We start from the raw sequence: 16,476 nt of genomic DNA on the forward strand, positions 1-16,476 counted from the left end.
TTTAACTTTAAAATTTAAGCATTTTAATTTTAGCTGTATTCACTGATCCTATGTATATTTTGAACATTGCACAAACGATTTAATTGCACAGAGTTATGCATAAAACTCATATCTTATTCGGATATCTGTTTAAATAATAAAAAAACCATACAATTGACACGATACCGATTATTTTCTTAAATACTGTAGTTATACAAATATGTATTTTTCAAATAACTTAAAGATAAGGGATGAAAATATGCGCCGAATGATTCCATCATTACAGGCACTAATATGTTTTGAATCCGCTGCAAAACATCGTAGTTATACTTATGCAGCACAGGAGCTCAATATCACTCAAAGTGCTGTTTCTCGGCAAATTCATCAATTGGAAGAGTTTTTGGGCTTAGCTTTGTTCAACCGAACTCGTCACGGCGTAGAACTGACTTTTGCAGGCGAACAATATTTTAAAAATATCAAATCGCATCTGCTCAGTATCGAGCAAAGTACTCTTGATCTTATGTCACACAAAGGTTTGGGAGGAACATTAAAACTCGGTGTTGTGCCAACTTTTGCAACACGCTGGCTATTGCCACGTTTATATAAATTTAATCAAATCAATCCAGAAATAACCATTCATCTTGAAACCAGCACCAAACCTTTTTTATTTAGCGATCATATTTTCGATGCAGCGATTTATACGGGAACAAATGCACAAATTGAAAATTGGCCAGGCACAAAAGTTCATTTTCTGATGTCAGAAGATGTCGTCCCAGTCTGCTCACCTGAAATGATCTATAAACATTTTCCAGAACTTAGACCTGAAAATGGGCCTTTTAATGGTTCATTAACTGCGGCACAAATCGCGACTTTGCCCTTATTGCAACAGACGACCCGCCCATATATATGGAAAGAATGGTTTGAAAAAGTAGGATATGACCATCCCTATGCGATGGATGGTCAACGACATGAGTTATTTTCAATGTTAGCGGTTGCAGCCACACATCATATGGGTGTTGCACTGATTCCACAAATGCTACTAGAAAAAGAACTCTCATCAAAAGAGTTGGTCATTGCTTCACATATCAAACTTAAAGCTTCACGGAGCTATTATTTTGTTTACTCTGAACAGCAACAAAATGCCCCACTTATTGAAAAATTTGTGCAATGGTTAGAATATGAAGCAGGATTAACCCAACAACGACAAGCCCCTCAATAATCACGATTGTTTAATACAATCAAACAATCGCTTTTGGACTCACTCCAATATAACGATACATATTTTCTACACCGAGATCTGTTTGCAGAACTTGGAAATCTTGCAAACTGCTACTCTCTAGCTCAGCTAAAACATTGATTTCAGGTTCAGCATGTATTTCATCAACAGTACGTGACAAGCTTGATTCAAATACATCTGAGACGTACTCAAAACCCAAATCCATCGCCACGAACAATGTATGTGCGCAAGGTTGAACATATTGCTCTTCTGACCAGTCAATAATGTCGTGCTGGCAAAATGGGCATGAAACATTTTCTTGATGATTTTCAAGACGAATCAGTTGAAAAGCCATAATTTTTAGATAATATAAAAAATGTTATTGTAAACGAACTATTATGATTAATTCAGCGGAAGAATTAAAAAATTATTGAGATTTATAAAAGATATTATGTCTACCATTGAAAAAGCGATTGCACTCGCAGCAAAAAAACACGCCGGTCAACTGGACAAAGGTGAGCAACCTTATATTCTTCACCCATTACGCTTAATGTTTAGAATGAAAACAACACAACAGCAAATTGTAGCGATTTTGCACGATATCCTCGAAGATACAGATACCACAGTTGTCGATCTCATTTCGCTTGGGTTTAGCCAAGAAATTATTGATGCGGTTGTTGCACTCACCAAACATAAAGGTGAATCACGTATCGAAGCGGCCTATCGAGCAGTCAAAAATCCTATTGCAAGAATGGTTAAACTCGCAGACATCGCGGATAATATGGATTTATCACGCATTAAACATCCAACAGCCAAAGATTTACTCCGTTTAGAAGAATATCGTCAAGTCCGACAAATATTGATTACTGGCTAAATATTTTTGCAAATTTTGCGGTATTATTCACAAGAATAAAATTGACAAAATGCAACAACATCAGCTAAAAATGCATTTTTGTTGCAAAAATGGAAAGTAGAATGCTCTCTGATTTGGATGATTTTTATTGTTTTGCATTGGTCGTAGAGCATGGTGGATTTAGTGCCGCGGAACGTGCAACTGATATCCCAAAATCAAAATTGAGTCGTCGTGTCTACAATCTAGAAGAGCATTTAGGTGTTCGTTTGATTCAACGTAGCTCTAGACATTTTGCTGTGACTGAAATCGGTATGAATGTTTATCGTCATGCTCAAGTGATGATGAATGCTGCACAAGCTGCACATGATTTGGTCGACCATTTAAGTATCCAGCCTCGCGGTGTGATTAAAGTCAGTATTCCTGTTTCGATCGCACAAAACGAAATTGCCAGAATTTTACCTGCTTTCCTCAAAAAATATCCCGAAGTCAAAGTTCAACTCATCGTCAGCAATCGACGTTTTGATGTGATTAATGAAGGCATCGATGTCGCTTTACGTGTCCGTGATAATTTGGATGATGATCCGAGTTTGGTGATCCGAAAATTTGAACATATCGAGCAACACTTGGTGGCGAGCCAAGCTTACTTAAATGAATTTGGGATCTTAAAACAGCCCGAAGAATTGAGTGAACACCGCATTTTAAGTATGGCTGATGAGCATTTGGATCAACATTTGGTCTTATATGACGGACAGAATCACCACCGTAAAATCAAAATCACACCCATGGTCATGGGCTCTGATTTACGTATGTTAGCTCAGTTGGCGAGTCAAAATTGTGGTATTGCGCTATTACCTGACTCAATCACTGCTGAGTATTTAAAATCAGGTGAATTGGTTCATGTATTACCTGAATGGAAAGCACAACACGGTATATTTCACGCAGTTTATCCATCACGTCGTGGTCTACTGCCTGCAGTGCGTGTATTTATTGATTACTTGGTGGAACAATTGGCTCAACGTTAATTTTCATTTATATCCAATATCAATAAACAAAAAAAGAGTGACACAGTGTCACTCTTTTTGTGTGAATCATTTAAAAATTCAAGATCAAAATATTAAATCGCTGGATAAGTTCCAGTACCTTCTGGCCAAGGCGATAACAACTCAAAACCTGTATCTGTAACCACAACCATATGTTCCCATTGAGCAGATAAAGAATGGTCTGTCGTTACGACTGTCCAGCCATCTTTTAACTCTTTGACACGAGGTTTACCAGCATTGACCATAGGCTCAATGGTAAATACCATGCCTTTTTTAAGTCTTAAACCTTGACCTGGTTGACCATAATGTAAAACATTCGGTTGTTCATGGTAAACCTTACCAATCCCATGTCCGCAATATTCACGGACGATACTATAACCTTCACGATGCGCAACATTTTGAATCGCAAAACCAACATCACCCAAAGTCGCACCCGGTTTAACTGCATGTATACCTGCAACCATCGCTTCGTATGTAGTCTCCACAAGCTTTTTAGCTTCAGGGCTAACATTACCTACAAAATACATCCGACTTGTATCACCAAAATAGCCATCTTTAATGATCGCTACATCGATATTGATAATATCGCCATCTTTTAAAATGGTATTTGGAGACGGAATACCGTGACATACGACTTCATTCGGTGAGATACAGGTGGTTTTGGTATAGCCGTAATATCCAACATTTGCTGGAATTACTTTTAGTTTATTGACGATAAAATCATTACAAATATCATCTAAATATTCTGTCGAAACGCCCGGCTTGACATACTCCCCTATCATCTCTAAAACCTGAGCAGCTAATCGCCCCGACACTCTAAGTTTTTCTATGTCATTTTCGGTTTTAAGTGTAATAGCAGAAGCTTTCATTTGTCAGTCCTCTTTTTCAATTGGGCTAGTATATGCCTTTTAAGCCGAATGTAGAAATTGGGATTAAATGTTAAGTACATCACTTTTCCCGTTAAATCCTTGATGAAAAAAGAATATCAATAAAATGAAGTACATAACAATGCTGTTTGAATTGTTTTAATTATTGCATGTTAATTGGACAAACAGATGAATACAGCATTTTTATCCTAAAAAATGCCAAATTTATAAATCAATTAATTCAAAAACTTATCACAACTCATAACTAAAAGTTTCGTATAAATAGTATTTTTATATAAAAATATTTAATATGATGTATAAAAAATAATACAAAAGCACAGATATATGGACTAAAATCAGCTACTTTGAATTTCGGTTCTCCCTTTTTTTAATATGACTAGTCTTCGTATCAGAGATATTATTGCCTTAGGTTTTATGACCTTTGCACTCTTTATTGGTGCCGGCAACATTATCTTTCCACCCATTGTGGCTCAACAAGCTGGTGAACACGTTTGGCTTGCAGCAATAGGTTTCTTGGTTACTGCTGTGGGTTTACCTGTACTCACCATTATGGCACTTTCTAAAACAGAAGGTTCGATTGCAATTTTAAGCTCACCCTTAGGTAAAGTTGCAAGTTTGATTTTAACTGTTGTTTGTTATTTATCAGTCGGTCCTCTGTTTGCAACCCCTCGTACTGCAACTGTTTCTTATGAAATCGGTTTCTCATCTTACTTCGGTAATGGTGGTAGCAGTCTATTTATCTATAGCGTGGTTTATTTTGCATTTGTGACTTTAGTTTCACTTTATCCAAATAAATTACTCGATACCGTTGGACATGTCCTCGCACCATTAAAAATCATTGCACTCGCGATTTTAGGTATTGCAGCATTTTTAATTCCAACAGGTTCAATTTCTCCTGCAATCAACAATTATGTCACAAGCCCAGTTTCTGAAGGTTTTGTTAGTGGTTATTTGACCATGGACACACTTGGCGCTTTGGTTTTTGGTATCGTGATTATTCATGCGATCCATTCACGTGGCGTATATGATTCTAAATTGGTCACAAAATATGCCATTATTGCGAGTTTAATCGCAGGTGTAGGCTTAACCCTTGTCTACCTCAGCTTATTTAAACTTGGTTTAGGCAGCCATGACGTTGCTCCAAATGCAGCAAATGGTGCTGTGATCTTGCATGCTTATGTGCAACATGCATTCGGCAATCTTGGATCATTATTCCTTACAGTATTGATTTCACTTGCATGTATGGTAACTGCAATTGGCTTGACTTGTGCCTGCGCAGAATATTTCTCTCAACTCACAAAAATTCCTTATAAAATTTTAGTGATTATTTTAGTTTTATTCTCTTTGGTGATTTCAAATCTAGGTTTGACTAAACTGATTGCATTCTCTGTCCCCGTTTTAAGTGCAATTTATCCACCTGCTATCGTGGTTATTATTTTAAGTTTCTTCTGGAAACGCTTTAATAATCCTGCGCTTGTGATCGCACCTGTAACTGCTGTTTCATTTATCTTCGGTATTATCGAAGGAATCAAAGTAACCAGCTTTAAAGACAGCTTGCCTGCTGTGATCCAAAATTTACCTTTAAATGAACAAAACCTTGCATGGCTTATCCCATCCGTGCTCGTACTCATCGTTGCGATGATCATTGATAAAGCCAAAAAATAAGCTTTGTTGAATAAAGTCGATAAAATTAAATTTTACCCAGATTTAATTTTATGTAATCAATAATCGTCCATTTACCCAATGACTTTTATTGTTTGCGACTTTCAACATGCTGGCATGGCGTCAATCAATTCTCAATTCTCAATTCTCAATTCTCAATTCTCAATTCTCAATTCTCAATTCTCAATTCTCAATTCTCAATTCTCAAAAAAAATATAATACTTCCGTCTAAATTCAACTTTTGTTGAATATCTATACAATTTAATTTGTTCTAAGCTTATTTTATAAATATGGAACAATAATTGCATTTAACATAACAAGATTTATCGCATCATTTTCACTGATTTTTTATGCTGTATAAATCTCGAATTACCATTAATTTTGATGCTAGCATCACATTTTTTGTAATTTTTTATACAAAAATGCAAATATTTCATATTTTTTGCTGTTTTGTCATAATAATTTCATAAAATAGTGCTATTCGCTCTTGAAATATACAAAAATTGTGGTAAAACTGACTATCTAACCTGACTAAAACAATACAGTTTAAGTCACCATATGGGAGTGATGGAGATGTTATCAATACATTTCAACAAGCAAGTCTTCATTAACGCTCTGAAGGCAAATACAAATTTTTTAACTTATTTTAGTACCACTGTCGCTTTGATGCTGACGTTGCTTTTACAATGTTCTATACAAGGTAACCTTAAAGGCGAATTCTTTTTATACGCCGTTATCGTATCTCTAGCCTTTTGGGTCTGGGCTATTGTTGATCACAAATTCCGTCCCATAGAAAAGTCTCACTTCGAACAAGAATAGCAGATGGATGACTCAGTCATCCATCTGTAAAATGTAGAACATAATAAAAAATTAAATACTATAGCTAAATTTATATATTAAAATTTTCTTTTATTTCAAATATATATCACACTATCAATTTCCTCACCTATATAATAATAGATTCACACTGAATTAAAATATATCCATTAAATTTTGAGCATTAGATTTATCTTAAAATCCAAGCATTCAACAAACCTAACTCATGTAAATAATATTGTGAACTAAACTTATCTATACATCAGGTTTTGTATCATATTCATTTATCAAATGATCCTTACCCTATTTAAAGGAAATAGAATTCTTTATAAATCAAGCATAAAATCTTAAAATCACCCCCAGCAACAATGCACCAGTTCCAAGTACTTCCGCAAGAACCAAAAGTAGCATCGCCAGTCGCATGAGTATTTTGGGTAAATGAAACCGTCCCAATTGGTGTGGTTGTTTAAATTGATTGGTCGTATCTTTCAAAAAGCCATGTAAGATATAACTTAATATCGAAAAACTGAAGAAAATCAAATTAATCGAAACAAAAATATAGTTAAGGCTTTCGCTCCAAACTGAAAAATATGCAAGCACTGCCAAAATCAAAGTCGCTGGCGCATAGAGCAAACTACTACGATGAGCGATATCAACATAATAATGTGCACGCGCTTGAGTAGATCGGCTAATTTGATAATATTTCCAAACTCCAGTCAGCATCCCAACCCATAAATAGATACCACTAAATACTATAGCCAGTTGAACTGAAGCGCTTAAAACCAAATGATCCATTTTATTGATTTCCTTCTTCTTTGTATGCTATTCACTGAGCAGTCAAAATCCTTGACTTGCAGTCTATACAATAACAGTTTGAAAATGTGATCTGCGCAGTCATTTATTTAATTAGTTTCTTTTTGGAACTAATGTAAAGTGGATTTATCGTTTCAGAAATAGAAATCTTTCATGAGCAACATCGAAAATAAGACGATTATTTGTCAGGATGGCTACAGCCTAGCTGCTAATTTTTATAAAGCTGAGATTGAAACAGATAAATTACCTGTACTTTTGTGCCCTGCAACAGGGATTATCAAAGAGTTTTATCAGTCTTTTGCACTGTGGTTGTGCAAGCAAGGCTATGATGTACTGTGTTTTGATTTTCGTGGAATCGGACAATCTCTACACGGAAAACTGAAAGACTCTACTGCGAGTATCCAAGATTGGGGACAACTTGATATACCTGCCGCCATTGATATGTTGCTCACTTTAACTCAAAAAGATCAAGTAATATTAGTGGGACATAGCGCAGGTGGCCAGCTCTTGGGAATCGTTCCAAATTATCAAAAAGTTGCAAAAGTACTTGCCGTTTCAGGCTCTTCAGGTCATAAAAAAGGTTTAAAAGGTCGTACAAAGATCCTCGCACCTGTAATGTTTAAAGTCATTTTCCCGATTGCACGTGTCATCAAAGGTTATGGTCCAACTAAAGCTGTTGGTATGGGTGAAAATCTGCCGAAAGACGTTGCTAAACAATGGGCAGAGTTTTGTAATAAACCTGGTTATATTGCCAATGCTATTGGTAAAACCGTTTTTGAAGATTTTCATCAAGATATCCACTGCCCGATCACAGCCATTTGGTCTAGTGATGATGAAATTGCAACTGAAGTGAATGTGAAAGATTTACTTCGCCTATATCCAAATGCGACAACCTCAATGTTTGAGCTAAATCCCGAAAAACTTGGTCATAAAGCCATTGGTCATATGTTGATGTTTAGAAAATCTCATCAAGATATTTGGCCACTTTTAGAACAACATATCGCTGCATAATGAATAGGATCTGTTTGTAATTTTCAATTTGCTGTTTTGGGCATCTAAATACGTAATCCTGTTTAGATGCCTTTTTTTATAGCCCCACAAATATTCAAAGTAACAAAAACAAGCAAAATTTTTACAAAAAAATGCCCCATTGGGATGAGGCATTTTCCATTTTTAAAACTGAAATATTTAAGAAAAAATTATGATAAATATTGTGGACGTACAATTTTCACCGATTTGATTCGATTGTCTTCCATTTCCAAAACTTCAAAACTAATTTCTTTGAAATTAATCTCTGTACCGACTTGGACATGTCCTTGTGTTTTGTCCAAAATCAACCCGCCGACACTAAAGTAATTGGCATCCTCTTCGACTAAATCCAGCATTCCAAGTTCAAGTTCTAGCTGATATAGATCAAACATACCTGAAGCTTTCCAAGTATTTTCATCTAAACGTTCAACTTCTAAGTGTTCATCCGCATCTGGGAATTCACCTGCAATAGCTTCAAATACGTCAAGGGGTGAAATCAAACCTTGGATACTACCAAACTCATTACTGACCAAAACCAACGAACCTTTTGATGCACGCAATGTTGGAATAGCGTCAATGACTTTCATTTTTTCAAAAATAATAATTGGACGCTGACGTTTAAGTAAAGATTCAAATTGTTCAGGATGATCCAAAGCATCAATCAATTCTTTCGCACGCACGATCGTAATCACTTTATCGAGCTGACCACGACAAACTGGAAATAAACTATGCGGTACAGACAGAACTTGGCTACGAATACTTTCCAAATCATCTTCAATATTGACCCATGAAATCTGTGTTCGTGGTGTCATAATCGAAGCAACTGGTCGCTCAGCAAGCGTTAAAACACCACCAACCATATAGCGTTCTTCATCACCAAACTCACGATTTGCTTCCAACTCTTGTGCAGTTGGAGAAATACTCGTCTCAAGACGGCTCCCCATCAACTTCAAAATCGAATCTGCTGTACGGTGACGAAGTGGAATCTTAGCTTGATGTTTTTCAACATTACGATTGGTATATTGGTTAAATGCCTCGATCAAAATCGCGACGCCAATACCCGAATAAATATAACCTTTAGGAATATGGAAACCAAAACCTTCTGCGATCAAACTGACACCTATCAGCATCAAGAAACTCAAACACAGAATCACTACAGTCGGATGACGATTGACAAAATTGGTTAATGGTTTTGATGCAATTAACATCACCAAAACTGCGATAGTGACAGCAGCCATCATCACATACATATTATCAACCATACCCACAGCAGTAATCACAGAGTCCAAAGAGAACACCGCATCAAGGACGATAATTTGTGCGACTACAGCCCAAAAACTAGCAAAGGCAACTGAGGAAGTGCTTTTTATCTCAGGTTTCCCTTCCATTTTTTCATGTAATTCGGTTACTGCTTTATAGAGTAAAAATAGTCCACCAAATAACATGATTAAATCTCGCCCAGAGAATGTCCAGTTCAAGATTTCAACAAGCGGTTTGGTCAAAGTAACCAACCAAGAAATGACAGACAACAAGCCAAGACGCATCAATAAGGCTAATATCAAACCTATACGTCGAGCATTATCACGCTGTTCAGGAGGAAGTTTATCTGCAAGAATTGCAATAAAAACAAGGTTATCAATACCTAGGACAATTTCTAATACGATTAATGTAAGTAGTCCTATCCATATACTCGGATCTAATAAAAATTCCATTATTAGCCTCCTTTACACGTATACGGTAAATTTATAGAAGAAATACAAGTACTAATCCAACACGGCGATGGATCCATTTAAGAATTACCTTTTCAATATAGACTCATTGATTATGCACAAAAACACAGATTTGTAATGAATTTTCGTCTAAATTTTACAATAAAATTATTTTGTTCCAATTTCACCCTCTTACTATCAACATAACTAATTAATGTAAAAGTAGATTATTTAATTTAATGATATATAAAGGCTTCCAAGCGGTAAAACCGTAAAAGCAGACTCAAAAAACAAGAAACACAGTTCAAAAAATAGACAAATAAACATCCTATGTAAAATATTTTCATCTTATTTTAACGATAATTTTTACGATAAAAATTGAGTAAAATGATAATGAATATCAACTGTTACACTTTTAAATCATGTTATTTTTATCACAATTTCTCTTTAAAATAATGTTACATGAAACTGCTCTAATTTTAATTTTAATTAATATTTAATTTATATATATATAAATTTTACAAAATCAACTAAATTTTCGATTTTTTTTAGGTCTTATTACTTGTTTTATATTAACTATATTTGTAAATAATTTGCATTTACATCTTTTTCAAAAGCCTTCTTCTATTTCTAGTAGAATGATACAACTATGCTTAACATGAAAAAAATCATTACTCTTTTTTTACTGTTTGTTAAAAATTATTTTTTACTACATCCATCCAAGTGGGAAATCATTTGTAATGCATCCTACTTCAATACAAACTAACTCGATGATTCGCTTAAAGTTCATAAGAAAATCACGATCAAGCCTATAGCAGCGATATACAATTTGTATAACACTCATAAAAATATTTTTTGGAATACTTTAGTTTTACTATAGTATGGAAAAAAATCATCTTAACAAATACTGGAATATTGCAGTAATAAAGTCGATTATTTTCATTCAGTTTCCAACTGCATAAACGTTGGCTATTTTGACCTTTGACAAATAAAGTCACTACCAACTTCGTATAAAAACTCAGAATTTTATTTTTAGCCTATTTTTAAATCTTGTTATTATTGCTATTCTGTTATTATAATGATCACATATTGATTCATTTATTTGTTTTACCTTTTTTTGCTTTGCAATAATTAAAAAAATATTGGGACTATGTTTATGACCAAAAAATATGCCAAATTTCTTCCATCTTCCGAAGATTTTAATTTAGATGATTTTCCATTCTACTGGATTACGCAAGTGCATGCACAATACGTATTGAATGTGGATCATGTTTTGAAAAAATTCGGTGTTGATAACTCAAGAAGACGATTGTTGGTGGCACTTGAAACCAAGCCTGATGCAAGTGTTTCTGAGCTATCTGAAATGATCGTATCTAAGATGTCAACGACAACGAAGATTGTTTATCGTTTGAAAGATGAAGGATATGTAGAAACTTACTCATGCCCTAATGACGCGCGTATTACACGCGTCAAACTCACTGAGGCTGGTCGTCAAATGACGAGTAAAATCAATGATCTCATGGGGGTTGTACTTGAACAATCATTTGAGGGTTTAACACCGCTTCAAATTGAAAAATTAATGGAAAGTCTAAAACATATTTTTAGAAATCTTTCACATTAATGACTCAAATATATCCAGTTGCAGGCGATTTGAATCTTTTTTACTCTTTGGAGCATAAAAACATTCAAATTCCTCAACAGGAAATCCTTTTACAAATGTCGATATATCCGCTTGTTGTAGCGATAACCACTCATCTAAACGCTCGTGTGGAATAATCATTACGCAGCGCTTATCTGTTCTCGGTTCATGAAACTCTTTCATCATCTCATGCTCATTGGCATCTAAGCTAATCATGGTCGCTGAACGTATAATTTGATCTTGCTGTTTGGTAATCTCGTATAAAGCCGCAACATAAAATGCCCGACCATCTTTACGCTGCACTCCCCACCTCTGTGCTTTACCATTGATATATTTCATTTCATAAAACTTTGAAACTGGAATGACTGCAAATTTACATTTCAAAAATGCATCTCTAAAACTAGGCTTTTCATGTAAAGTTTCATTACGTGCATTATAAGTTTTCGTTGCGATTTCCTTATCTTCAGCCCATTTTGGCACCATACCGAAATTGACCATTCGCCATTCTAGTCCTTGTTCTGACTTAAATAGTAAAGGTGTCTGGTAATTTGGATAAATTTCTTGCTCATATTCAAGATTAAAGACAGGTAAATTTAGAGCCTCGATCTGCTCTGGTCTTATACTTTCAAATACTGCACACATCACATTCTTTGTAAAATAAATCTTGATAAGATCTTATGCCATAATTTCTTTGAAATATTCAAGTTAAATGAACGACTCATTCACATTAGAAATAACATAAATTACGACCTATATATCAATCAAACAAAGCCTAATTAAATAAGGCTAAAAAAACAATCCCTCTATTTAGAGGGATCGTTTTGCTACATAAAGTTTCACTATTTAAAATTAAGTTTTGACATGAAATCCATGTCTAAGAACTTAGTTTAAACCTTTAAATTCAGCTTTACCGCGATAAGCAGCTTTAGTCAACTCTTCAATACGAAGCAATTGGTTATATTTAGCAATACGGTCAGAACGTGAAAGTGAACCAGTTTTGATTTGACCCGCAGCAGTACCAACAGCAAGATCTGCAATTGTAGAATCTTCTGTTTCACCTGAACGATGAGAGATAACAGTAGTGTAACCATTTGCTTTAGCAAGGTAGATTGCATCTAAAGTTTCTGACAATGTACCAATTTGGTTATATTTGATTAAAATCGAGTTACCGATTTTCTCATCAATACCACGTTGTAAAATCTTCGGATTTGTAACGAACAAGTCATCACCAACCAACTGAATTTTATCGCCTAGGATAGAAGTCAAGTAAGCCCAGCCTTCCCAGTCAGATTCATCCAAACCATCTTCGATAGAGATAATTGGATATTGATTTACAAGACCAGCAAGATAGTCAGCAAATTGGTTGCTAGTGAAAGATTTATTACCTTCACCTGCCAAGATGTATTGACCATTTTTGTAAAATTCTGAAGATGCACAGTCAAGAGCAAGCATGATGTCAGAACCGGCTTTATAGCCAGTTTGTCCAATCGCTTCAAGAATAGCCGTAATCGCTTCTTCGTTTGTACGAAGGTTAGGTGCAAAACCACCTTCATCACCAACTGCTGTATTTAAACCTTGTTTTTTAAGTACAGATTTTAGTGAATGGAAAATTTCAGCACCTGCACGTAAAGCTTCAGCAAAAGATGTGAAACCTACAGGCTCAATCATAAATTCCTGAATATCTACAGTGTTATCTGCATGCGAACCACCATTGATGATGTTCATCATTGGTACAGGCATAGTCAAAGTTGTTTGACCACGTAAATCAGCGATATATTGGAATAGTTCAGTTTTCTTTTCAGCAGTTGCAGCGCGAGCAGCAGCCAGCGATACAGCCAAAGTTGCGTTAGCACCTAATTTTTCTTTGTTTTCAGTACCGTCAAGCGCGATCATTTTGTCATCAATCGCTTTTTGTTCAAAAACGTTTTGACCAACCAATAAATCTTTGATTGAACCATTTACATTTTGTACTGCAGTGCGAACACCTTTACCTAAGTAACGTGATTTGTCACCGTCACGAAGTTCTAAAGCTTCACGAGAACCAGTTGAAGCACCAGATGGTGCACATGCACGGCCAACTACGCCAGAATCTAAGATTACGTCTGCTTCGATGGTTGGGTTACCACGAGAGTCCAAAATTTCACGTGCACGAATGTCAACGATTTGGCTCATGAATAATTCCTCAGTTGAATGAATAACAAGATGCTTTTAATTGCATCAATGAGTATCTAACTTTTTGAATCCTTTAACTAAAGTATCCAATTCTTTAATTTGTGCCAAAAACGGCTCAAGCTGTGACAAACGAAGCGCACAAGGTCCATCACATTTAGCATGTTCAGGATCAGGATGAGCTTCTAGGAATAAACCTGCCAAACCAGTCGCCATACCCGCACGAGCAAGTGTGGTAATTTGAGCACGGCGACCGCCTGCTGAATCAGCACGACCACCCGGTGTTTGTAAAGCATGAGTCACATCAAAGAACACAGGCACATTCATTTCTTTCATGATGTCAAAGCCAAGCATATCAACGACTAAGTTGTTATAACCAAAGGCTGAGCCACGCTCACAAAGAATCAATTTGTCATTTCCAGCTTCCAAACATTTATGCAAAATATGACGCATTTCATGTGGCGCTAAGAATTGTGCTTTTTTGATGTTAATAATGGCATCAGTTTTTGCCATTGCTTCAACCAAATCAGTTTGACGGCTTAAAAAAGCAGGTAACTGAATAATATCAGCGACTTCTGCTACAGGCGCGGCTTGATAAGGTTCATGCACATCGGTGATAATTGGCACATTGAAATGTTTTTTAATGTCCGCTAACCACTCGACGCCCTTTTCAAGACCTGGACCACGAAATGAATGCAAGCTTGAACGATTGGCTTTGTCGAAACTGGCTTTAAATACATAAGGAATATTTAAACGGGTACAGATATCAACATAAGTTTCTGCAATCTCAAAAGCTAAGTCTTTAGACTCAAGTACGTTCATTCCGCCGAATAATACAAATGGCAAATGATTTGCCATTTGTATATCGCCTAAACGTACAATTTCTTGTGGTTTTAATTGTGACATTTAAACTTCCTAGTTTATTTCACTAAACTTATTTGGTTTTTTGGTATTGCTTTTTTGCAGCATCAATAAAGCCAGCAAATAATGGATGTCCATCACGTGGCGAGCTGGTAAATTCTGGGTGGAATTGTACAGCAATAAACCAAGGATGTTCAGGAATTTCTACAGTTTCAACTAAATGTTGATCAGCTGAATAACCTGAAATTTTCATACCAGCTTCTTCGATCACAGGAATAAAACGATCATTCATTTCATAGCGATGACGATGACGTTCTGTAATCTCAGCTTTACCATAAACTTCACGAGTCTTCGTACCTTCAACCAATTCTGATTTTTGAGCACCTAGACGCATCGTTCCGCCAAGATTTGAATTGACGCTACGATGCTGAATTTCACCGCGCTCATCTAACCATTCAGTGATCAGACCAATCAATGGGAATTTAGTTGAACGGTTAAATTCTGTAGAAGTCGCTTCTGGCATAGCAGCAACATGACGTGCAAATTCGATTACAGCCAATTGCATACCCAAACAAATACCCAAGAATGGAACTTTGTTTTCACGAGCAAATTGGATTGCTTTCATTTTGCCTTCAGTACCACGTTCACCAAAACCACCTGGAACCAAGATTGCATCAGCATCTTTCAATACTTCTGCCACATTTTGGCTTTCAAGTTCTTCTGCATTGACATAGTCAATTTGAACTTTTACGCGATTTTGAATACCTGCATGTAAAAGTGCTTCATTTACAGATTTATAAGCATCTGGAAGTTCAACATATTTACCGACCATTGCAACACGAACAGTGTATTCAGGATTTAATAACGCTTCAACCACGTGATCCCAATCACCGAGATCAGCTTCTGGTAAGTTGTTATAACCGAAACGCTCACAAATCAAATCATCGACATCTTGCTCGTAGAATGTACGAGGAATTTGATAAATTGATTTAGCATCTTTACAAATTACAACTGCACGCGCTTCTACGTTAGTAAATAACGCAATTTTACGTGTAGTGTCAGAATCCACATCATGCTCTGTACGACAGATCAAAATGTCTGGTTGGATACCAATAGAAAGTAATTCTTTTACAGAATGCTGAGTAGGCTTGGTTTTTAACTCTTTTGCAGAATTGATATATGGCAACAAAGTCAAATGCATAAGCATAGTACGCTTATGACCGAGTTCTACCATCAACTGACGTACAGATTCCATAAATGGAAGTGATTCGATATCACCTACTGTTCCGCCGATTTCTACAATAGCAACGTCATAACCTTCGCCAGCGCGAAGTACACGTTCTTTAATATTATCCGTAATATGAGGAATAACTTGAACTGTACCGCCTAAGTAGTCACCACGACGTTCTTTGTTTAGAACATCTTGGTATACACGGCCAGAAGTAAAGTTATTGAGTTTGGTCATTTTGGCACGACGTAAGAAACGTTCGTAATAACCCAAGTCTAAGTCAGTCTCAGCACCATCCTCTGTGACAAAAACTTCACCATGTTGGAATGGGCTCATAGTCCCTGGATCGACATTGATATATGGATCCATTTTGACCATGGTTACTTTTAAACCACGGGCTTCTAAAAGTGCAGCAACTGAAGCAGCTGAAATACCTTTACCTAGTGATGAAACTACACCACCAGTAACGAAAATAAAATGGGTCATTAAGTTTCTCGTACAATGGAGCCTAAATTGGCCTACAATGTTGTGCGATTTTACTTTACTCTGCACCCAGAAAGCAAAGTCAATCGACA

General features: G+C 36.0%; 15 protein-coding genes. 7 read left to right on the plus strand and 8 right to left on the minus strand.

The genetic code is table 11. The annotated features are described in order from the left end of the window. Positions 1–238 precede the first annotated feature (238 nt). Positions 239–1,198 carry a LysR substrate-binding domain-containing protein gene (locus tag F960_RS13095; protein ID WP_004865911.1) on the plus strand — a complete coding sequence of 320 codons (960 nt, stop codon included), beginning with the start codon at positions 239–241 and terminating at the stop codon, positions 1,196–1,198. Between the two features lie 19 nt (positions 1,199–1,217). Here the strand turns inward: F960_RS13095 and F960_RS13100 are convergent, their stop codons facing one another. Beyond that, complete coding sequence (locus tag F960_RS13100; RefSeq protein WP_004865912.1) at positions 1,218–1,550, minus strand: hypothetical protein; 333 nt, start codon at positions 1,548–1,550, stop codon at positions 1,218–1,220. A gap of 96 nt (positions 1,551–1,646) precedes the next feature. Between F960_RS13100 and F960_RS13105 the strand changes: the two genes are divergently transcribed. Next, complete coding sequence (locus F960_RS13105; RefSeq protein WP_004865914.1) at positions 1,647–2,069, plus strand: HD domain-containing protein; 423 nt, start codon at positions 1,647–1,649, stop codon at positions 2,067–2,069. A gap of 101 nt (positions 2,070–2,170) precedes the next feature. Beyond that, on the plus strand, positions 2,171–3,070 hold the full coding sequence (locus tag F960_RS13110) for a LysR family transcriptional regulator (protein WP_004865916.1): 900 nt from the start codon (positions 2,171–2,173) through the stop codon (positions 3,068–3,070). A 92-nt stretch (positions 3,071–3,162) separates the two neighbouring features. Here the strand turns inward: F960_RS13110 and map are convergent, their stop codons facing one another. Further along, on the minus strand, positions 3,163–3,957 hold the full coding sequence (map, locus tag F960_RS13115) for a type I methionyl aminopeptidase (protein WP_004865917.1): 795 nt from the start codon (positions 3,955–3,957) through the stop codon (positions 3,163–3,165). 390 nt (positions 3,958–4,347) lie between these two features. Here map and brnQ point away from each other — a divergent pair, with 390 nt between their 5' ends. Both brnQ and F960_RS23005 read left to right on the plus strand, forming a co-directional pair. After that, positions 4,348–5,640 carry a branched-chain amino acid transport system II carrier protein gene (gene brnQ, locus F960_RS13120; protein WP_004865919.1) on the plus strand — a complete coding sequence of 431 codons (1,293 nt, stop codon included), beginning with the start codon at positions 4,348–4,350 and terminating at the stop codon, positions 5,638–5,640. Between the two features lie 570 nt (positions 5,641–6,210). Next, a complete protein-coding gene (locus F960_RS23005) occupies positions 6,211–6,456 on the plus strand; it encodes a hypothetical protein (RefSeq protein ID WP_004865921.1) in 246 nt (81 codons plus the stop codon). Positions 6,457–6,786: 330 nt separating this feature from the next. Here F960_RS23005 and F960_RS13130 read toward each other — a convergent pair whose 3' ends face one another. Continuing rightward, a complete protein-coding gene (locus F960_RS13130; RefSeq protein ID WP_004865923.1) occupies positions 6,787–7,248 on the minus strand; it encodes a hypothetical protein in 462 nt (153 codons plus the stop codon). Positions 7,249–7,419: 171 nt separating this feature from the next. Between F960_RS13130 and F960_RS13135 the strand changes: the two genes are divergently transcribed. Further along, positions 7,420–8,277: an alpha/beta hydrolase family protein gene (locus F960_RS13135; protein WP_004865925.1), complete on the plus strand. Its 858-nt coding sequence runs from the start codon at positions 7,420–7,422 to the stop codon at positions 8,275–8,277. A 188-nt stretch (positions 8,278–8,465) separates the two neighbouring features. On the opposite strand, the gene F960_RS13140 is transcribed toward F960_RS13135, so the two are convergent. Continuing rightward, positions 8,466–10,007: a TerC family protein gene (locus F960_RS13140; RefSeq protein ID WP_004865927.1), complete on the minus strand. Its 1,542-nt coding sequence runs from the start codon at positions 10,005–10,007 to the stop codon at positions 8,466–8,468. Positions 10,008–11,160: 1,153 nt separating this feature from the next. On the opposite strand from F960_RS13140, the gene F960_RS13145 reads away from it, so the two are divergent. Next, entirely contained in the window at positions 11,161–11,625 is a 465-nt protein-coding gene (locus F960_RS13145; RefSeq protein ID WP_004865929.1) for a MarR family winged helix-turn-helix transcriptional regulator, read from the plus strand. Here F960_RS13145 and F960_RS13150 read toward each other — a convergent pair. The 4 genes from F960_RS13150 to pyrG form a co-directional block, all read right to left on the minus strand. After that, entirely contained in the window at positions 11,617–12,285 is a 669-nt protein-coding gene (locus F960_RS13150) for an SOS response-associated peptidase (protein WP_004865931.1), read from the minus strand. The two genes, F960_RS13145 and F960_RS13150, sit on opposite strands and share 9 nt — an antisense overlap. A gap of 240 nt (positions 12,286–12,525) precedes the next feature. Continuing rightward, positions 12,526–13,815, minus strand: coding sequence for a phosphopyruvate hydratase (gene eno / locus F960_RS13155; protein WP_004865933.1), 1,290 nt, complete (start codon positions 13,813–13,815; stop codon positions 12,526–12,528). A 45-nt stretch (positions 13,816–13,860) separates the two neighbouring features. After that, positions 13,861–14,718: a 3-deoxy-8-phosphooctulonate synthase gene (gene kdsA / locus F960_RS13160; RefSeq protein WP_004865935.1), complete on the minus strand. Its 858-nt coding sequence runs from the start codon at positions 14,716–14,718 to the stop codon at positions 13,861–13,863. A 28-nt stretch (positions 14,719–14,746) separates the two neighbouring features. After that, entirely contained in the window at positions 14,747–16,387 is a 1,641-nt protein-coding gene (gene pyrG, locus F960_RS13165; protein ID WP_004865937.1) for a CTP synthase, read from the minus strand. Between the last annotated feature and the right edge of the window lie 89 nt (positions 16,388–16,476).

This window comes from Acinetobacter gerneri DSM 14967 = CIP 107464 = MTCC 9824 (assembly GCF_000368565.1).
GTDB classification, from domain to species: domain Bacteria; phylum Pseudomonadota; class Gammaproteobacteria; order Pseudomonadales; family Moraxellaceae; genus Acinetobacter; species Acinetobacter gerneri.

Excerpts from the sequence above, each read along its gene's own strand:
- F960_RS13095 (WP_004865911.1), top strand. The coding sequence starts at position 239 with ATGCGCCGAATGATTCCATCATTACAGGCACTAATATGTTTTGAATCC.
- F960_RS13100 (WP_004865912.1), bottom strand. The coding sequence starts at position 1,550 with ATGGCTTTTCAACTGATTCGTCTTGAAAATCATCAAGAAAATGTTTCA.
- F960_RS13105 (WP_004865914.1), top strand. The coding sequence starts at position 1,647 with ATGTCTACCATTGAAAAAGCGATTGCACTCGCAGCAAAAAAACACGCC.
- F960_RS13110 (WP_004865916.1), top strand. The coding sequence starts at position 2,171 with ATGCTCTCTGATTTGGATGATTTTTATTGTTTTGCATTGGTCGTAGAG.
- map (WP_004865917.1), bottom strand. The coding sequence starts at position 3,957 with ATGAAAGCTTCTGCTATTACACTTAAAACCGAAAATGACATAGAAAAA.
- brnQ (WP_004865919.1), top strand. The coding sequence starts at position 4,348 with ATGACTAGTCTTCGTATCAGAGATATTATTGCCTTAGGTTTTATGACC.
- F960_RS23005 (WP_004865921.1), top strand. The coding sequence starts at position 6,211 with ATGTTATCAATACATTTCAACAAGCAAGTCTTCATTAACGCTCTGAAG.
- F960_RS13130 (WP_004865923.1), bottom strand. The coding sequence starts at position 7,248 with ATGGATCATTTGGTTTTAAGCGCTTCAGTTCAACTGGCTATAGTATTT.
- F960_RS13135 (WP_004865925.1), top strand. The coding sequence starts at position 7,420 with ATGAGCAACATCGAAAATAAGACGATTATTTGTCAGGATGGCTACAGC.
- F960_RS13140 (WP_004865927.1), bottom strand. The coding sequence starts at position 10,007 with ATGGAATTTTTATTAGATCCGAGTATATGGATAGGACTACTTACATTA.
- F960_RS13145 (WP_004865929.1), top strand. The coding sequence starts at position 11,161 with ATGACCAAAAAATATGCCAAATTTCTTCCATCTTCCGAAGATTTTAAT.
- F960_RS13150 (WP_004865931.1), bottom strand. The coding sequence starts at position 12,285 with ATGTGTGCAGTATTTGAAAGTATAAGACCAGAGCAGATCGAGGCTCTA.
- eno (WP_004865933.1), bottom strand. The coding sequence starts at position 13,815 with ATGAGCCAAATCGTTGACATTCGTGCACGTGAAATTTTGGACTCTCGT.
- kdsA (WP_004865935.1), bottom strand. The coding sequence starts at position 14,718 with ATGTCACAATTAAAACCACAAGAAATTGTACGTTTAGGCGATATACAA.
- pyrG (WP_004865937.1), bottom strand. The coding sequence starts at position 16,387 with ATGACCCATTTTATTTTCGTTACTGGTGGTGTAGTTTCATCACTAGGT.